Source organism: Micromonospora sp. NPDC047074, assembly GCF_040643815.1.
Taxonomy (GTDB): domain Bacteria; phylum Actinomycetota; class Actinomycetes; order Mycobacteriales; family Micromonosporaceae; genus Micromonospora.
Genome location: NZ_JBEYVB010000011.1, coordinates 13,864 through 28,709, shown reverse-complemented (window position 1 = coordinate 28,709; position 14,846 = coordinate 13,864). Strand labels below are relative to the sequence as shown.

Genomic DNA, 14,846 nt, shown 5'->3' with positions numbered 1-14,846 from the left:
TCCCGCCCCGGCGACACCGTTGCCGGATTCCGTCCGCGCGCCGCAAGATCGCGGATGTGCGGGGCCGCCTTGCCGGGACCTGGGCATTTTCCAGGAAATAGTGGCCTCTCAGGGATGTCGACCCAACTACTTCCCAGAAGTTGCGCGATCTTGTGGGGCGGCCTCAGGGGAGAGGTGGGTGCCGGGCGGCCCGGGGGAGAGGTGCCGGGTGGGCCGGGGAGAGGTGCCGGGTGGTTCGCGTGGGATCGGCGCCGGGGTGCGACCACGCGTCTGCGGACGGTCCGATCCGTATTTGGTTACGGAGAGTGACCGATCTTGTGGGCGTTGGCGTGACCCGGTGGCGCAGGGGCGCCCGGTGATCCCCTCGGCGCACCGGCGCCGAGCTGCGGAGCCGTCCTCGCGTCCCAGTAGGCGGACGACCTCGAAGATGAGGGCGCTTCTTGATTCATTCGTAACATGCAGCTCACATTGTGGTGCTTGACACAGCTCGTGGGTGACACCATCATGAGAAACAACCAAGCGCTTGCTAGGCGTCGTGAAGGGGTTGGCACCTCACTCCCGGCCGGGGCCCGCGGGCGCGGGGCAGCCACCGGACGGCCGTTCGGGCCGGCCGACCGAATTCGCACGTGAAGCGCACAACTACCTATCACTGACAACCGGCAAGGCAGGGATAGAAGTGGCCGTATCAAGAAGTGGCACCACCGGTCTGGCGACGGGCCTGGTCGCCCTGTTGCTGGCCGTCACCGGCTGTGGCGGAGGCGGCGACGGCAACGACAAGCCCACCGACGGGACCGCCTCCGGGTCGCCCATCATCATCGGGATGGACGAGGACAGCACCGGTCCGGGCGCGTCCTACAGCACGATCGCCGGCGAGACGATCCGGCTGGCCGTGCAGGACGTCAACGACAAGGGCGGGGTGCTCGGCCGTCCCCTACGGCTGGTCGTCGAGAACGACGAGAGCGACCCGACCAAGGTCCCCGCGGTGCTGCAGAAGCTCGCCGGCCAGGGCGCCAAGGCGCTGCTCCTGCAGAGCGGCAGCGCGGCGATCATGCAGGCCAAGTCGACGCTGACCCAGCTCGGCCTGCCGGCGATCGCGCCGACCGGTGTCACCGCCACGCTGGTCGAGCCGCCCAACAACGAACTCATCTACATGCTCGCCAACACCACCGCAGACTGGGCCGACGTCTACTGCGGCGCGTTCAAGGCGGCGAACATCAGCAAACTGGGCGTGTTGACCGACGACACCACCACCATCGCCGCGCTCAACAAGTCACTGCTGGGCGGGCTGGGCTGCGTATCGGTGGTGGCCACCGAGAAGGGCGCCGCCAACGCCTCCGACCTCTCCGCCCAGGTGGCCCGGCTCAAGAACGCCAATCCGGACGCCGTGCTGGTGACGAGCGTCGGCGGTGCCTTCGAGGTGCTCGCCCAGAACACCCTGGCCCGGCAGTTCTCCGGCAAGCCGCGGTTCTCGCTGGCGTCGATCGGTAACCAGCCCTCCTCCTGGAAACTGGCCAACGCCGGTGCGTTGGAGGGCCTGATCTTCATGGGCTCGATCAACCAGGAGAACCCCCGCACCAAGGCGCTGACCGAGCTGCTCAAGAAGAAGCACGGCAACGACTACGAGGTCACCGCGTACGACGCGCAGGCCTGGGACTCGGTGCAGCTGCTCAAGATGGCCATCGAGAAGGCCGGCAGCCCGGACGACCCGGCGAAGCTGAACACCGCGATCCAGAGCCTCACCGGCTACTCGGCCAGCTTCGGACAGCCGAACTTCACCCTGTCGTTCTCGGCGACCAAACACCTCGGCGCGGACGGCCTGTGCGGGCTCTCCCTGATCGAGTTCGGTGCCGACAACAAGCCGAAGGGTCCCTGGTCCACCTACCAGCCGCCCTGCTCCGGCTGACCCGGCGGGGAGGGCCGACCACCGCGGTCGGCCCTCCCCGGCGCTTCCCGAGGGAGTGACGATGACAGATCTCCAGCTCTGGCTCTCCGCGGTGGAGATGGGCTGTTTCTTCGGCATGCTGGCCCTGGCCTACTACCTGGTCCAGGTCGGCGCCGGTTTCTTCAACTTCGCCATCGGCCCGTACGCGATGATGGGCGGTCTCTGCACGAGTTGGCTGGTCATCGAGTACGACCTCGGTGTCTGGCCGGCCGCCGGGATCGCGGTGGCGGTGACCATGTTGCTGGCGGCCGCCACCGAGTTGGGCGTGGTCCGGCCGGTGCAGCGCCGCAGCGGCGGCGGTGAGCTGCCGGCCCTGGTCGCGGTGGCCGCCGTGCTCTTCACCATCCAGCAGCTCGCCGGATACCTCTTCGGCCATCCCACGCTGCCGGGGCAGAGCCTGGCCACCTTCGACCCGGTCCCGATTGGCGAGATCACCGTCCAGCCCAGCTCGCTGCTGCTGATCGGCGTGGCGCTGCTGGCCTTCGGTCTGGTCGCGGTGTGGATCAGGTCCACCCGGACCGGCCGGCTGTTGCGGGCGGTCGGGGACAGCAAGCAGGCGGCGGCGCTGCTCGGCCTGCCGGTCAACCGGATCCGGTTGATCGCCTTCCTGGCGGCCGGCTTCCTCGCCGCGGTGGCCGGGCTGCTCTTCGCCCCCAAGGCCGGGGTGCACTCGCTGTCGGGGCTGCACTGGTCGCTGTCCGGGTTCCTCGCCGTGGTGATCGGCGGTACGGGTTCGGTGTGGGCGCCGCTGTTCGGCGGCATGCTGCTCGGCCTGGCCGAGGTCTTCCTGCCCTACTACTTCGGCGGCCAGTCACACGTCTACGGGATGCTGCTGATCGCCCTGCTCTTCTTCGCCTTCCGTCCCCAGGGACTCTTCGTCAGGACGGTGCGCGCATGACCGGCATGGCAGCGCCCCGCGTCGACGACACGCCCCGGCGACGGGACATCCGTCAGGTGCCCGGCATCGGTGGTCTCGCCCTCGGGGTCGCCGCGGCCGTGCTGATCCTGGCCTGGGTGGGTTCCGACGGTTACCGGCAGACCCTCGTCACCGCCAGCGTCACCTACGCGCTGATCGCCCTCGGCATGTACGTGCCGTACCTGATGGCGGGCTCGTTGTCGATGGCCTACAGCGCCTATGCCGGCATCGGCGGTTACGCCGTGGGCCTGATCTCGACCCGCACCGAACTCCCACTCCTGCTCGCCTGGATCGCCGGCCCGATCGTGGCCGCGCTCATCGCGGTCCTGCTGGGGCTCGCCACCCGGCGGCTGTCCGGGTTCTTCCTCGCGGCGGTGACCCTGCTCTTCGGGATGGCGTTCACCGCGTTCCTCATCGACAGCGAGGGGATCACCGGAGGCTCCGCCGGCCTGGGCAACCTGCGTCCGCTGCACCTGTTCGGCTGGACGCCGAGCCACTACCAGGTGGTGGTCGGCTCGGTGGTCGTGGTCTGCGTCGTCGCCTTCCTGCTGGACCGGTTGCGCCTGTCGCCGTGGGGCGTGATCGTGCGGACGATGCGGGACGCTCCCCGGGCGGTGGAGGCGGCGGGTGTCCGCGTACCGGTGATGAACCTGGTCGCGCTGGCGCTCGGCGCGGGCATCGCCGCGATCGGCGGCGGCCTGTTCACCTATTCGGCCGGCAGTGTCACGCCCGACACCTTCACGCTCAACATCGTCTTCCTGGCCATCTTCATGCCGTTGATCGGCGGCTCCGGTACTCCCTGGGGCGCGGTCGCCGGCGCCGTGCTCGCCGTCCAGTTGACGCTGAACTTCCCAGCCGTCCAGGCCAGCGGTACGTTGCTGCTCGCGTTGGGCGTGCTGGTCATCATGCTGGTCGCGCCGAAGGGCGTGATCGGCTACGCCGACGAGCTGAGACGGCGCGCGATCGCGTTGCCACGGAGGGGGCGTACCGGTGGATGAGACGGAACTGCTGGTCGGTCGCGGCCTGACCAAGCGGTACGGCGGGGTGACCGCGCTGGCGGAGGTCTCCTTCGAGCTGCGCCCGGGGGAGATCCTCGGCCTGGTCGGCCCGAACGGCGCCGGCAAGACGACGCTGGTGGACCTGATCTCCGGCGCGCAGGCGGCCACCGCGGGTGAGCTGCTGCTGCGTGGGCAGAAGCTCACCGGCCCGGCCTCCCGGCGGGCCCGGGTCGGCCTGGGGCGTACCTTCCAGTACCCGCAACTGGCGCTGCACCTGAGCGTGCGGGACAACCTGCTGCTCGGCCGGCACGCGCAGCGGCACAGCACGCCGTGGCGGATGCTGGCCGGCGCGTTCACCGGCGCGGTGCGGCCGCAGCGTTTCGCCGACCGGGAAGCCGTCCGGCAACTGGCGGGGGAACTGGGCATCGAGGGGCTCGACCGGATGGCGGGCGACCTCACGTTGGGCGAGCAGCGGCTCGTCGAGGTCGGCCGGGCCCTGGGCCAGGATCCGGTGGTCCTGCTGCTCGACGAGCCCTTCGCCGGGTCGGACGCCCAGGGTGTCGCCGGCATCGCCGAGGTCATCCGGACCGTCCAGCGGCGGGGGCACGCGGTGATCCTGGTCGACCACAACGTGGACCTGGTCGCCCGGCTGGTCGACCGGGTGCTGTTGCTCGACCGGGGCCGGGTCGCCTTCGACGGTGCTCCGGCCGAGTGCCTGGCGAGCCCGGAGATGCAGCGGGTCTACTTCGGCTCGCACGACGCCGAGGACGAGGCCGCCGACGACGAGGCCGCCGCCGACGACGAGGCCGCCGCCGACGACGAGGCCGCCGCCGACGACGAGGCCGCCGAGGCCGAGGGCGTGTCCCGGGACGAGGCGCCGACCGGTGCCGGCCCGGCCGGGACCGACGCCGCGGCCGTGCCCGGCAACCAGGTGCGACGGCAGGGGAGGGTGGAGGATGTCCGCTCATGAGTTGAGGGTCGAGGGGCTGAGCGTCCGGTACGGGCACGCCAGCGCCCTCTCCGACGCGACGGTGACGGTGCCGGGCGGCGCCGTCACCGCGCTGGTCGGGCCGAACGGCGCGGGCAAGAGCAGCCTGCTGCTCGCCGCGTACGGCTCGGTGCCCGCCACCGGTCAGGTCTTCCTGGACGGCACCGACGTCAGCCGGCTGCGGCCGGCGGCCCGGGCCCGGGCGGGGATCGCGGTCGTCCCGCAGGGGCGGCAGCTCTTCCCGCACCTCGACGTCGTCGACAACCTCCAGGTGATGGCGGAGCTGCTGCACCTGCCCCGCAGCGCGGTGCAGGGCGCGCTGGACCGCTTCCCGATCCTGCAGACCCGCCGCCGCAGCCTGGTCGGGGTGCTCTCCGGCGGCGAGCAGCAGATGCTGGTGGTGGCGCGGGCGCTGATGGGCTCGCCCCGGGTGCTGCTGCTGGACGAGATGACCACCGGTCTCGCCCCGCTGATCGTGCAGGAACTCGGCCGTACGGTGACCGCGTTGGCCGCCGAGGGGGTCGCGGTGCTGCTCGCCGAGCCGGCCCTGGGCGTGCTGCGCCGGATCGTCGACCGGGGCTACGTGCTCGTCCGGGGCGAGGTGCTGGCCTGCGAGGAGGGCGGTGGTCGCGCGCTGGACGACGCGTACCGCGCCGCGATGGGTGTGCAGCGCCCCCGTGAGCTGCGCCCGGCGAGCTGACCCTCGCCGGGCCGGGGCGTCGCCCCGCGGCGGTCGGGCGGGATGGCCGCCGTCGACGTCAGGAGTTGACCGGTGATGAACCGGGCCCGGCCGCTGGCCAGGGCCCGGTCACTGCCAAGCGAGGGATTGGTGGGCTGTCGGCATGGGGCTCAAGCTCGGCGTGATGCCGGTGCTGGGCGGGCGCGGCGCGGCCGATCCCGGCGTCACTGCCGCCTTCGTGCGGCAACTGGAGCAGTTGGGCTGCGAGTCGGTCTGGGCGGTCGAGCACCTCGTGGTGCCGGAGGCCTACCGGTCCGGTTATCCCTACGACGCGAGTGGCCGGATGGGCCTGGGCCCCGACGACGACATCCCCGACCCGCTGGAGTGGCTGACCTTCGCGGCGGCGCACACCACCCGGCTGGTGCTCGGCACGGCGATGCTGATCCTTCCCCTGCACCACCCCGTCGGCCTGGCGAAACGACTGGCCACGCTCGACGTGCTCAGCGGCGGCCGGCTGATCGCCGGGGTCGGGGTGGGCTGGCTGCGCGAGGAGTACGACGCGGTCGGGGTGCCCTTCACCCGGCGGGGCCGGCTCGCCGACGAGTACCTCGACGTGCTGCGCGCCCTCTGGACCGGCGCCCCGGCCAGCCACCACGGCCCGGCCGTGCGCTTCGACGGGGTGCACAGCGCGCCACGGCCGACCCGGCCGGGCGGCGTGCCCATCATGATCGGCGGGCACAGCGACGCGGCGGTGCGCCGGGCCGCCCGCTTCGGCACCGACTTCTATCCCCTCGGCGTGGACGTTCCGGCCCTGGCCCGGATGCTCGACCGGCTCCGGGTCGAGTGCGCGGCGCTCGGCCGGGACCCGGCCGAGGTCGCGGTGACCGTACGGGCCCCGGGGACCCGGGCCGAGGCGGACGCCCTGCGTGAGCTGGGCGTGTCGAGGGTGGTCATCCGGGCCGACCCACGGGACCCGGAGCGGGTCGCCGCGACGGTCGACCGGTACCGGCGCGAGATCCTGGGAGAGTGACCGCGGCGCGGTCGGTCGGTGGGAACAGATCATTGTGATTCAACCAAGCGCTTGTTAGTTTGCTGTCATGGACTTCGCTTTCCCGGCCGGCGAGACGGTCGTCGTCACCGGCGCCGGCAGTGGGATCGGCCGCGCGACCGCGTTGCTGGCCGCCGCCGCCGGTCTGCGGGTGGCCGCGTGGGACGTCGCCGCCCGGGCGGTCGCCGGTACGGCGGACGAGATCGTCGCCGGTGGCGGCGCGGCCGTCGCGCTGACCGTCGACGTCGCCGACTCCGCGGCGGTGCGGGCCGCGCTCGCCGCCAGCGGTCCCGCCCGTTACCTGGTCAACAACGCCGGCCCGGCGAGCAGCGCCGACCTCGACTTCGACCGGGCGCTCGCGCTCACCGTGGGCAGCGTGCGGACGGTCACCGACGCCTGGCTCGCCGGCCGTACCGGCGCCGGGGCTGCGGTCGTCAACGTCGCCTCGGTCGCCGGGAACCTGGTCGGCACCGATTCCGCCTGGTACTGCGCCGGGAAGGCCGCCATCGCCGGTTACACCCGGCACCTGGCCACCCGGCGCGCCCCGGCGGTACGGGCCAACGCGGTCGCGCCGGGGCTGATCGAGACCCCGCGTACCGCCGGCTTCGCCGCCACCGACCTCGGCCGTGACCTCGTCGCCCGCAACCCGATGGGGCGCGCCGGCCAGCCGGCGGAGGTCGCCCACGCGGTGCTCTTCCTGCTCTCTCCGCTCGCCGGCTATCTCAACGGCGTCCTGCTGCCGGTCGACGGCGGCTGGACGGTCACTCAGTAAGGGAGAACCGATGCCAGAAGCCGTCATCGTCGCCGCCGCCCGCTCACCGATCGGTCGCGCGGGCAAGGGTTCCCTGGTCGGGATGCGCGCCGACGACCTGGTCACCGACATCACCAGGGCGGCCCTGGCGCAGGTGCCCGCGCTGGACCCGCAGACCCTGGACGACGTGCTGCTCGGCTGCGCCCAGCCGGCCGGCGAGCAGGGCTACAACCTGGCCCGGATACTCGCCCTGCGGCTCGGCCTGGACGGGGTGCCCGGCACCGTCGTGCAGCGCTACTGCGCGTCGTCGGTGCAGACCACCCGGATGGCGCTGCACGCGATCCGGGCGGGGGAGGGGCATGCCTTCGTCTCCGCCGGGGTGGAGATGGTCTCCCGCTACGACCGGGGGAAGTCCGACGGCCTGCCCGACACCCACCACCCCCGCTACGCCGCCGCCGAGCAGCGGACCGCCGCCCTGGCCGAGAACGGTGGACAGTGGTCCGACCCGCGCTCCGCCGGACTGGAGCCGGACGTCTACATCGCCATGGGGCACACCGCCGAGAACGTGGCCCAGCACTGCGGGGTCAGCCGCCGCGAGCAGGACGAGTTCGCCGTACGCAGCCAGAACCTGGCCGAGCGGGCGCTCGCGGACGGCTTCTGGGCCGCCGACATCACGCCGGTCACGCTGCCCGACGGGACGGTGGTCGACCGCGACGACGGCCCGCGCGCCGGGGTGACCCTGGAGAAGGTCGCCGCCCTGAAGCCGGTCTTCCGCCCCGACGGCACCGTCACCGCCGCCAACTGCTGCCCGCTCAACGACGGCGCCGCCGCGCTGGTGGTGCTCAGCGACGTACGCGCCCGCGAACTCGGCCTGACCCCGCTGGCGCGGGTGGTCGCCACGGGGGTCTCCGCGCTCAGCCCGGAGATCATGGGCCTCGGCCCCGTGCAGGCCAGCCGGCGCGCGCTGGCCAACGCCGGGCTCGCCATCGGCGACATCGACCTGGTGGAGATCAACGAGGCGTTCGCGGCCCAGGTGATCCCGAGCTACCGGATGCTCGGTGTCGACCTCGACCGGCTCAACGTCCACGGTGGCGCGATCGCGCTCGGCCATCCGTTCGGCATGACCGGGGCCCGGATGACCACCACTCTGGTCAACGCGCTGCGGATCCGGGACCGGCAGTTCGGCCTGGTGACCATGTGCACCGCGGGCGGACAGGGCATGGCGCTGATCATCGAGCGGCTCTCCTGATGCCCGGCGTGCTGGCCGGCAAGGCGATCGTCGTGACCGGTGCCGGCCGGGGACTCGGTGAGGCGTACGCCCGGCTCGCCGCCGCCGAGGGCGCCTCGGTCGTGGTCAACGACGTCGACACGACGGTCGCCGCGTCGGTGGCCGCCTCGATCGGGGCGCTGGCCGACGACTCGGACATCGCCACCTGGGCCGGGGCCGGCCGGTTGATCGACACCTGCCGCCAGGCGTACGGGCGGGTGGACGGGCTGGTAAACAACGCCGGGTTGTTCCGGTTGGCGGACCCGCGCGAGCAGGACCCCGACGAGTTCCGCCGGGTGGTGGAGGTGAACCTGCTCGGCACCGCCTACTGCGGACTGCACGCCATCCGGGCGATGCTGGCGCAGGGTTCGGGTTCGGTGGTGAACGTGACCTCCGGCTCGCAGGCCGGTACGGCCGCGCTCGCCGCCTACGGCGCCAGCAAGGGCGGGGTCGCCTCGCTGACCTGGTGCTGGGCGGCGGATCTGGCCGGCACCGGGGTGCGTGTCAACGCGGTCTCGCCCAACGCGCACACCCGGATGGCGGACGCCTTCGAGCGCCACCTGGGTGACCGGGCCCGGGGGCAGAACGTGGGCAAGTCCCCGGCCAGCAACGCGCCGGCCGTCATCCACCTGCTCTCCGACGCGGCGGCCGGCGTCTCCGGCCAGGTCGTCCGGATCGACGGCGACGAACTGTCGCTGGTGGCGCCACCGCGGCAGACCGCCCGCGTACGGATGTCGCAGTGGACGGTCGGCACGGTGGCCGACGCGTTCGCCGGCGGCCTCGGCGGGCACCGGTAGCCGCGGTGCCCCGGGGGCAGGCGTGCCCCCGGGGCACTCTGCGGGGTGGGTCAGCCCTTGGCCCGGTTGGTCAGGCCGTCCAGGAAGAGCGAGGTGCAGTCCTCGGCGAGGGCGGAGATGGGGTGGTCGGCGCTGGGCTTGAACCAGCGCACGGACAGCCACACCGCGTCCCGCATCAGCCGGTAGAGGATCTTCGGGTCGACGTCGGCCCGGAAGGTGCCCTCGGCGATGCCGGCCTCGATGACGGTGAGCCAGGCGTTCTGCACCTGCCGGCCGGCGTTGCGGAGGTAGTCGAACCGGTCGAACTGCAACAGGTAGTTGACGTCGTTCTGGTAGATCTCCGTGGCGTGCGGGTGCTCCTCGACGACCTCCAGCGAGGCCACGACGAGGTCGTGCAGGCGTCGGCGGGCGTCGGTCTCCTGTGCCAGGACCTGCTCGTACCGGTGCTGGAGATCCTTCAGGAAGGAGGAGATGATCTCGTCGACCATCGACTCCTTCGAGTCGAAGTGGTGGTAGAGGCTGCCGGAGAGGATGCCGACGTCGTCGGCGATCTGCCGGACCGTGGTCGCCGCCACTCCCTTGCTCGCGAACAGGGCGGCGGCGCTGCCGAGGATCGCCTCGCGCCGGACTCCAGGCTCTCGCGCCATGTTTTCTCGCAGACACACTCGACGGAACAGGGTCTTGGTCGTTGGACGTCCGAAGGGCTTTCCCTCCGGACGGCCTCCGGAGTGTACCGGCGGCATCGACAGGTCGTGCCGCTCCGGGATCCAGGGTAGCGTAACCAACCAAGCGCTTGGTAAGTTTACCGCATGTGCCCCAGGATATCGAGTCACGCTGATCCCGCCGCCAGCCGGCGGGCGGACCGATGACGGGCCGGTACGAGGGCAGGGTCGCGCTGGTCACCGGCGCCGCCGCCGGGCTGGGCCGGGCCACGGCGCGCCGGTTGGCGGCCGAGGGCGCCCGGGTGGCGTGCCTGGACCTGCGCGCCGACGACGCGGGCCTCGGCCCGGCCGGCCTGGCGCTCGCCGGGGACGTCCGGGACGAGGCGGCGATCGGCGAGGCGGTGGACCGGACGGTCGCGTGGGGCGGCGGCGTGGACCTGGTGGTGACCGCCGCGGGGGTGGCCTCCTTCGGCCACACCACCGACGTCCCGCTCGCCGAGTGGGAGCGGCTGCTGGCGGTCAACCTGACCGGCACCTTCCTGACCGCGCGGGCCGCGTTGCCGCACCTGAGCGCGGCCCGTGGCGCGCTGGTCACGGTCTCGTCGCTGGCGGGCGTGCGGGGATACCGCTACAGCGCCGCGTACTCGGCGGCCAAGGGTGGGGTGGTCGCGCTGACCCGGGCGCTCGCCGTCGAGTACGCCCCGGCCGGGGTCAGGGTCACCTGCGTCTGCCCCGGCTCGATCGACACCGGGCTGACCCGGAACCTGGCGCCGGTGCCGGCCGCCGACCCGAGGCTGCTGGCGCACGGCCGGGCACTGGTCGACCCGCCGGTGTCCCAACCCGAGGAGATCGCGGGCGCGATCGCCTATCTCGGTTCACCGGAGGCGCGGTTCGCCACCGGTGCGGTGCTACGAATGGATGGTGGGGCAGGTGTCTGAGTTCTCCGCGGCGACGGTCGAGCGGTACCACGCCGACGGTTCCTGGGATGCCGACACGATCGCCGACATGGTGGCCCGCAACGCCGCCGCCGCACCGGACGCCGTGGCCTTCCACGCCCCGGAGGGGACGCTGACCTGGCGGGAGTACGACGAGGCGGCGACCCGGCTGGCCGGCGCGTACGTGCTCGCCGGCCTGCCGCCGGGGCGACCGCTGGCCGTCCTGCTCACCGGTGGCGCGCTCACGCACGTCGCGTACCTGGCCGGGCAGAAGGCGGGGCTGGTCACCGTGGGGCTCGGGCCCCGGGCCGGCGACGCCGAGATCAGCCACCTGCTGCGGCACACCGAGGCCGTCGCACTGGCCAGCCGGGCCGTGCACCGGGGCCGGCCCGGGCCGGAGATCGCCCGGGCGACCGGCGCGCCCGCCCACCTGGAACTGGATCTGGTCGGCGGGCAGCCGGTGCTGCGCCGCGACGGCGTCGACCTGCCGATGCCGTCGGTGCCCGCCGCCGTCGACCTGCTGGCCGGCCGTGGCCTCGGCCCGGACGACCTGTTCTTCCTCAACTCCACCTCGGGCACCACCGGGCGACCCAAGTGCGTGCGGGCGACCATGAACGTGCGCAAGTACTTCGCCGCGCTGGCTGCCGACGCCGGTGCGTTCGGTCCGGACGAGGTGGTGTTCAGCGCGCTGCCCGCCCCGTACGGCTTCGGTCTCTGGAGCGCGCACGTCGTGCCGGCCCGGTACCGGTTCCCCACCGTCCTGGCCGCCGAGTTCGACCCGGCCGGGACGCTGGAGCTGATCGAGCGCCACCGGGTGACCGTCCTGGCGGCGGTGACCAGCCAGTTCATCATGTTGTTGAACCACGAGTCGTTCGCCCGGCGGGACCTCTCCTCGCTGCGGGTCCTCTTCACCGGCGGCGAGCGGGTGCCGCGGCACCGCGCGACGGAGTTCGAGGAACGCACCGGCTGCGCCGTGCTCCAGTTCTACGGGTCGAACGAGGCCGGACCGATCTCGGTGACCCGGGTGGCCGATCCCCGCCCGGCGCGGTTGGGCACCGCCGGGCGGCCGGTGCCGGCGATGCGGGTACGCCTGCTCGACCCGGACGGGGAAGACGTGCCGGACGGCCCGGGGCAGGTGGCGGTGAAGGGCCCCGGCTGCTCCTCCGGGTACTTCCGTGACGAGCCGGCCAACCGGCTGCTCTTCCGCCCCGACGGCTGGTTGCGCACCGGTGACCTGGGGCGGCTGGACGAGGACGGGTATCTGACGATCACCGGGCGCACGGCGGACTTCATCATCCGTGGCGGGCACAACGTCAGCGCCCCGATGGTGGAGGAGGCCGTCGGCGGGCATCCCCGCGTGGCCCAGGTCGCGGCGCTCGGCATGCCGGACGAGGTCCTGGGGGAGCGGGTCTGCGCCTTCGTGGTGACCCGCGACGGCGCCGAACTGACCCTCGACGAGCTGCGGGCGCATCTGGATGCCGCGGGCGTCTCCAAGGTCAACTGGCCGGAGCGGCTGGTCGGATTGCCCGCTCTCCCGCTGGGTGTCGGCGGCAAGGTCGACAAGGCGGCCCTGCGGGCCCTGCTCTGACCGTTTCCTGAGCGAGGGGTGCGCCCGGCCCGGACCGGACCGGGCGGCCTCGGCGTTGCCGAGAAGGCCACGGCGTCGCCGAGGAGCCACGGCGTTGCCTGCCTCTCTCGGCCTGCGCCGGACGCGACGTCCGGCCGGCGCAGGCCGGGGCGACTCAGGCTCCGGTGGCCCGGATCAGGGTCTGGGTCACCTGGCCGTCCCCGATGACGCGGCCGGCGACGGAGGCGGTCACGTCGAAGGTGATCCACCGGCCGGCCACGGTGGCGACGGTCGCCACCACGTCGACCCGGTCGCCGGCCAGCGCCGGGGCGCGGTGGTGCACCCCGATCCAGGTGCCCACGGAGGCGGCACCGGGAGTGAGGCGGGGGCGCAGGATGTCGGCGGCGGTGTCCTCCAGGAGCCCGATCAGGGCGGGGGTGGACAGCACCGACGGCGAACCGGGCACGTGACCGGTGAGCATTCCGGCGCCGACCTCGAACGACCGGTGCACCCGGTCGCCGGGCCCGACGGCGGCGGTCAGTAGGTCCACCGTCTCCGGGGTTCGCCAGATCTGCATCCCGCCTCCTTGACACGTCTCGTCGTACGGCCACAGAATGCCATAAACAAGCGCTTGTTTGGTAGGGGTGACGATGCAGGTGAACGATGTCGCGGCTCTCTTTCCACCCGGAACGGCCCCGGCTGCCGGCAGCGCGCACGAGCGCTACGTCGCGCAGCGGCTGGCCGAGGTGGGTCGATGGGGCGACGACACCCTGGTCGACCGGGTACACCGGCACGCCGGCCAGATCGGCGGGCGGGCAGCCTTCGTCGCGGGGGCCGACCGGGTCACCTGGCAGGGCCTCGACGACCTCTCCGACCGGCTCGCCGCGGTGCTGCTGCGGCACGGTCTCACCCGCGGCGAGCGGGTCGGCGTGCTGCTCCCGGACGGGGTCGCGGTGCACGTGGCCTACCTGGCCGCGCTGAAGGCGGGAGTGGTGGTGGTCGCCGTCGGGCCGCGCGCCGGCCGGCTGGAGGTGCGGCACCTGCTCACCACCAGCGGTGCCACCGCGCTGATCAGCCATGCCGAGCACCGGGGCACGCCGGTCGCCGGGCTGGTCGAGGGCCTGCCGCTGCGGGTCCGGCTGGAGCTGCCGGCGACCGTGACGGAGGCGGGCTGGCCCGTCCCGACCGACGCCGAGCGGGCGCTGATCGCCGAGCGGACCCTGGGCCTCGGCGACATCCACCTGCTCAACGGCACGTCCGGCACCACCGGCATGCCCAAGTGCGTGGTGCACAACCAGAACCGGTGGATGTACTACCACCAGCTCGCCGTCGAAGCCGGCGCGCTCACCGGTGACGACGTGTTCCTCACCCTGATCCCAGCTCCGTACGGCTTCGCCCAGTGGACGGCCAACTTCACGCCCACCCTGCTCGGCGCGCCGACGGTGGTGATGCCCCGGTTCGACGCCACCGGGGCGCTGGAGCTCATCGAGCGGGAACGGGTGACCGTGCTCTGCTGCGTGAGCACGCAGTTCATCATGATGCTCAACGCCGACCCGGGCCGCTACGACCTCAGCTCGCTGCGCTGCATGTTCACCGGCGGGGAGGCGGTGCCCTTCGAACGGGCCGCCGAGTTCGAGCGGCGTACCGGTGCCCGCGTCCTCCAGTTCTTCGGCTCGAACGAGACCGGGGCGCTGTCGCGTACCACGATGGACGACGACATCGACGCGCGGCTGCGGACGGCGGGCCGGGTGATCGACGGGATGAACGTCCGGCTGTTCGCCGAGGACGGCACCGACGTCACCGCCACCGGCGGCCCCGGTCAGGCGGCCTGCGCGGGGCCGGCGACCTGCCTCGGCTACTTCGCCGACCCGGCGGCCAACGAACGTCTCTTCACGCCCGACGGGTGGATGCTGACCGGGGACATCTGCACCAGCGACGCGGACGGCTACCTGCGGGTGGTCGACCGGAAGCAGGACTTCATCATCCGGGGCGGCAAGAACGTCAGCGCGGCGGCGGTGGAGGACCAGGTCGGTTCGCACCCGGCGGTCGCCATGGTGGCGGCGGTGGCGGTGCCCGATCCGACGTACGGCGAGCGGGTGTGCGCGGTGGTGGTCCCGCGCCCCGGCGCGACGGTCGACCTGGACGGGCTGCGCACGCACCTCGCCGACCGGGGCGTCAGCCCGGAGAACTGGCCGGAGCGGCTGGAGCTCGTCGACGACCTGCCGCGCGGCTCCGGCGGCAAGATCGCCAAGGCCGAGCTCCGCGCCCGGCTCCGCGCCGGTTGACCTCGCCCGCC

The 14,846-nt window shown here is 72.9% G+C and carries 14 protein-coding genes; 12 read left to right on the top strand and 2 right to left on the bottom strand.

From position 1 onward, the window contains the following. Positions 1–676 precede the first annotated feature (676 nt). The 9 genes from ABZ809_RS16495 (at position 677) to ABZ809_RS16455 (ending at position 9,386) form a co-directional block, all read left to right on the top strand. A complete protein-coding gene (locus ABZ809_RS16495) occupies positions 677–1,903 on the top strand; it encodes an ABC transporter substrate-binding protein (RefSeq protein ID WP_357563348.1) in 1,227 nt (408 codons plus the stop codon). Between the two features lie 61 nt (positions 1,904–1,964). Further along, positions 1,965–2,840, top strand: coding sequence for a branched-chain amino acid ABC transporter permease (locus ABZ809_RS16490; RefSeq protein WP_357563347.1), 876 nt, complete (start codon positions 1,965–1,967; stop codon positions 2,838–2,840). Next, on the top strand, positions 2,837–3,856 hold the full coding sequence (locus ABZ809_RS16485; protein ID WP_357563346.1) for a branched-chain amino acid ABC transporter permease: 1,020 nt from the start codon (positions 2,837–2,839) through the stop codon (positions 3,854–3,856). Before ABZ809_RS16490 ends, ABZ809_RS16485 begins: the two co-directional genes overlap by 4 nt. Beyond that, entirely contained in the window at positions 3,849–4,826 is a 978-nt protein-coding gene (locus tag ABZ809_RS16480) for an ATP-binding cassette domain-containing protein (RefSeq protein ID WP_357563345.1), read from the top strand. Before ABZ809_RS16485 ends, ABZ809_RS16480 begins: the two co-directional genes overlap by 8 nt. Beyond that, on the top strand, positions 4,813–5,544 hold the full coding sequence (locus tag ABZ809_RS16475; protein ID WP_357563344.1) for an ATP-binding cassette domain-containing protein: 732 nt from the start codon (positions 4,813–4,815) through the stop codon (positions 5,542–5,544). The genes ABZ809_RS16480 and ABZ809_RS16475 overlap by 14 nt, the downstream gene beginning before the upstream one ends. Before the next feature lie 142 nt (positions 5,545–5,686). Continuing rightward, positions 5,687–6,553 carry an LLM class F420-dependent oxidoreductase gene (locus ABZ809_RS16470; RefSeq protein WP_357563343.1) on the top strand — a complete coding sequence of 289 codons (867 nt, stop codon included), beginning with the start codon at positions 5,687–5,689 and terminating at the stop codon, positions 6,551–6,553. A gap of 67 nt (positions 6,554–6,620) precedes the next feature. Continuing rightward, positions 6,621–7,343, top strand: coding sequence for an SDR family oxidoreductase (locus ABZ809_RS16465; RefSeq protein WP_357563342.1), 723 nt, complete (start codon positions 6,621–6,623; stop codon positions 7,341–7,343). Positions 7,344–7,353: 10 nt separating this feature from the next. Next, positions 7,354–8,571 (top strand): acetyl-CoA C-acetyltransferase, encoded by a 1,218-nt coding sequence (locus ABZ809_RS16460; RefSeq protein WP_357563341.1) that lies wholly within the window; start codon positions 7,354–7,356, stop codon positions 8,569–8,571. Further along, on the top strand, positions 8,571–9,386 hold the full coding sequence (locus tag ABZ809_RS16455; RefSeq protein WP_357563340.1) for an SDR family oxidoreductase: 816 nt from the start codon (positions 8,571–8,573) through the stop codon (positions 9,384–9,386). The genes ABZ809_RS16460 and ABZ809_RS16455 overlap by 1 nt, the downstream gene beginning before the upstream one ends. A 50-nt stretch (positions 9,387–9,436) precedes the next feature. On the opposite strand, the gene ABZ809_RS16450 is transcribed toward ABZ809_RS16455, so the two are convergent. Beyond that, positions 9,437–10,033, bottom strand: coding sequence for a TetR/AcrR family transcriptional regulator (locus tag ABZ809_RS16450; protein WP_357563339.1), 597 nt, complete (start codon positions 10,031–10,033; stop codon positions 9,437–9,439). A 218-nt stretch (positions 10,034–10,251) separates the two neighbouring features. On the opposite strand from ABZ809_RS16450, the gene ABZ809_RS16445 reads away from it, so the two are divergent. Together ABZ809_RS16445 and ABZ809_RS16440 are read left to right on the top strand one after the other, a co-directional pair. Further along, on the top strand, positions 10,252–10,986 hold the full coding sequence (locus tag ABZ809_RS16445) for an SDR family NAD(P)-dependent oxidoreductase (RefSeq protein WP_357563338.1): 735 nt from the start codon (positions 10,252–10,254) through the stop codon (positions 10,984–10,986). Continuing rightward, entirely contained in the window at positions 10,979–12,571 is a 1,593-nt protein-coding gene (locus ABZ809_RS16440; protein WP_357563337.1) for a class I adenylate-forming enzyme family protein, read from the top strand. Before ABZ809_RS16445 ends, ABZ809_RS16440 begins: the two co-directional genes overlap by 8 nt. A gap of 154 nt (positions 12,572–12,725) precedes the next feature. On the opposite strand, the gene ABZ809_RS16435 is transcribed toward ABZ809_RS16440, so the two are convergent. Continuing rightward, entirely contained in the window at positions 12,726–13,127 is a 402-nt protein-coding gene (locus ABZ809_RS16435; protein ID WP_357563336.1) for a hypothetical protein, read from the bottom strand. A 73-nt stretch (positions 13,128–13,200) separates the two neighbouring features. On the opposite strand from ABZ809_RS16435, the gene ABZ809_RS16430 reads away from it, so the two are divergent. After that, positions 13,201–14,835: a class I adenylate-forming enzyme family protein gene (locus ABZ809_RS16430; RefSeq protein WP_357563335.1), complete on the top strand. Its 1,635-nt coding sequence runs from the start codon at positions 13,201–13,203 to the stop codon at positions 14,833–14,835. Positions 14,836–14,846 lie beyond the last annotated feature (11 nt).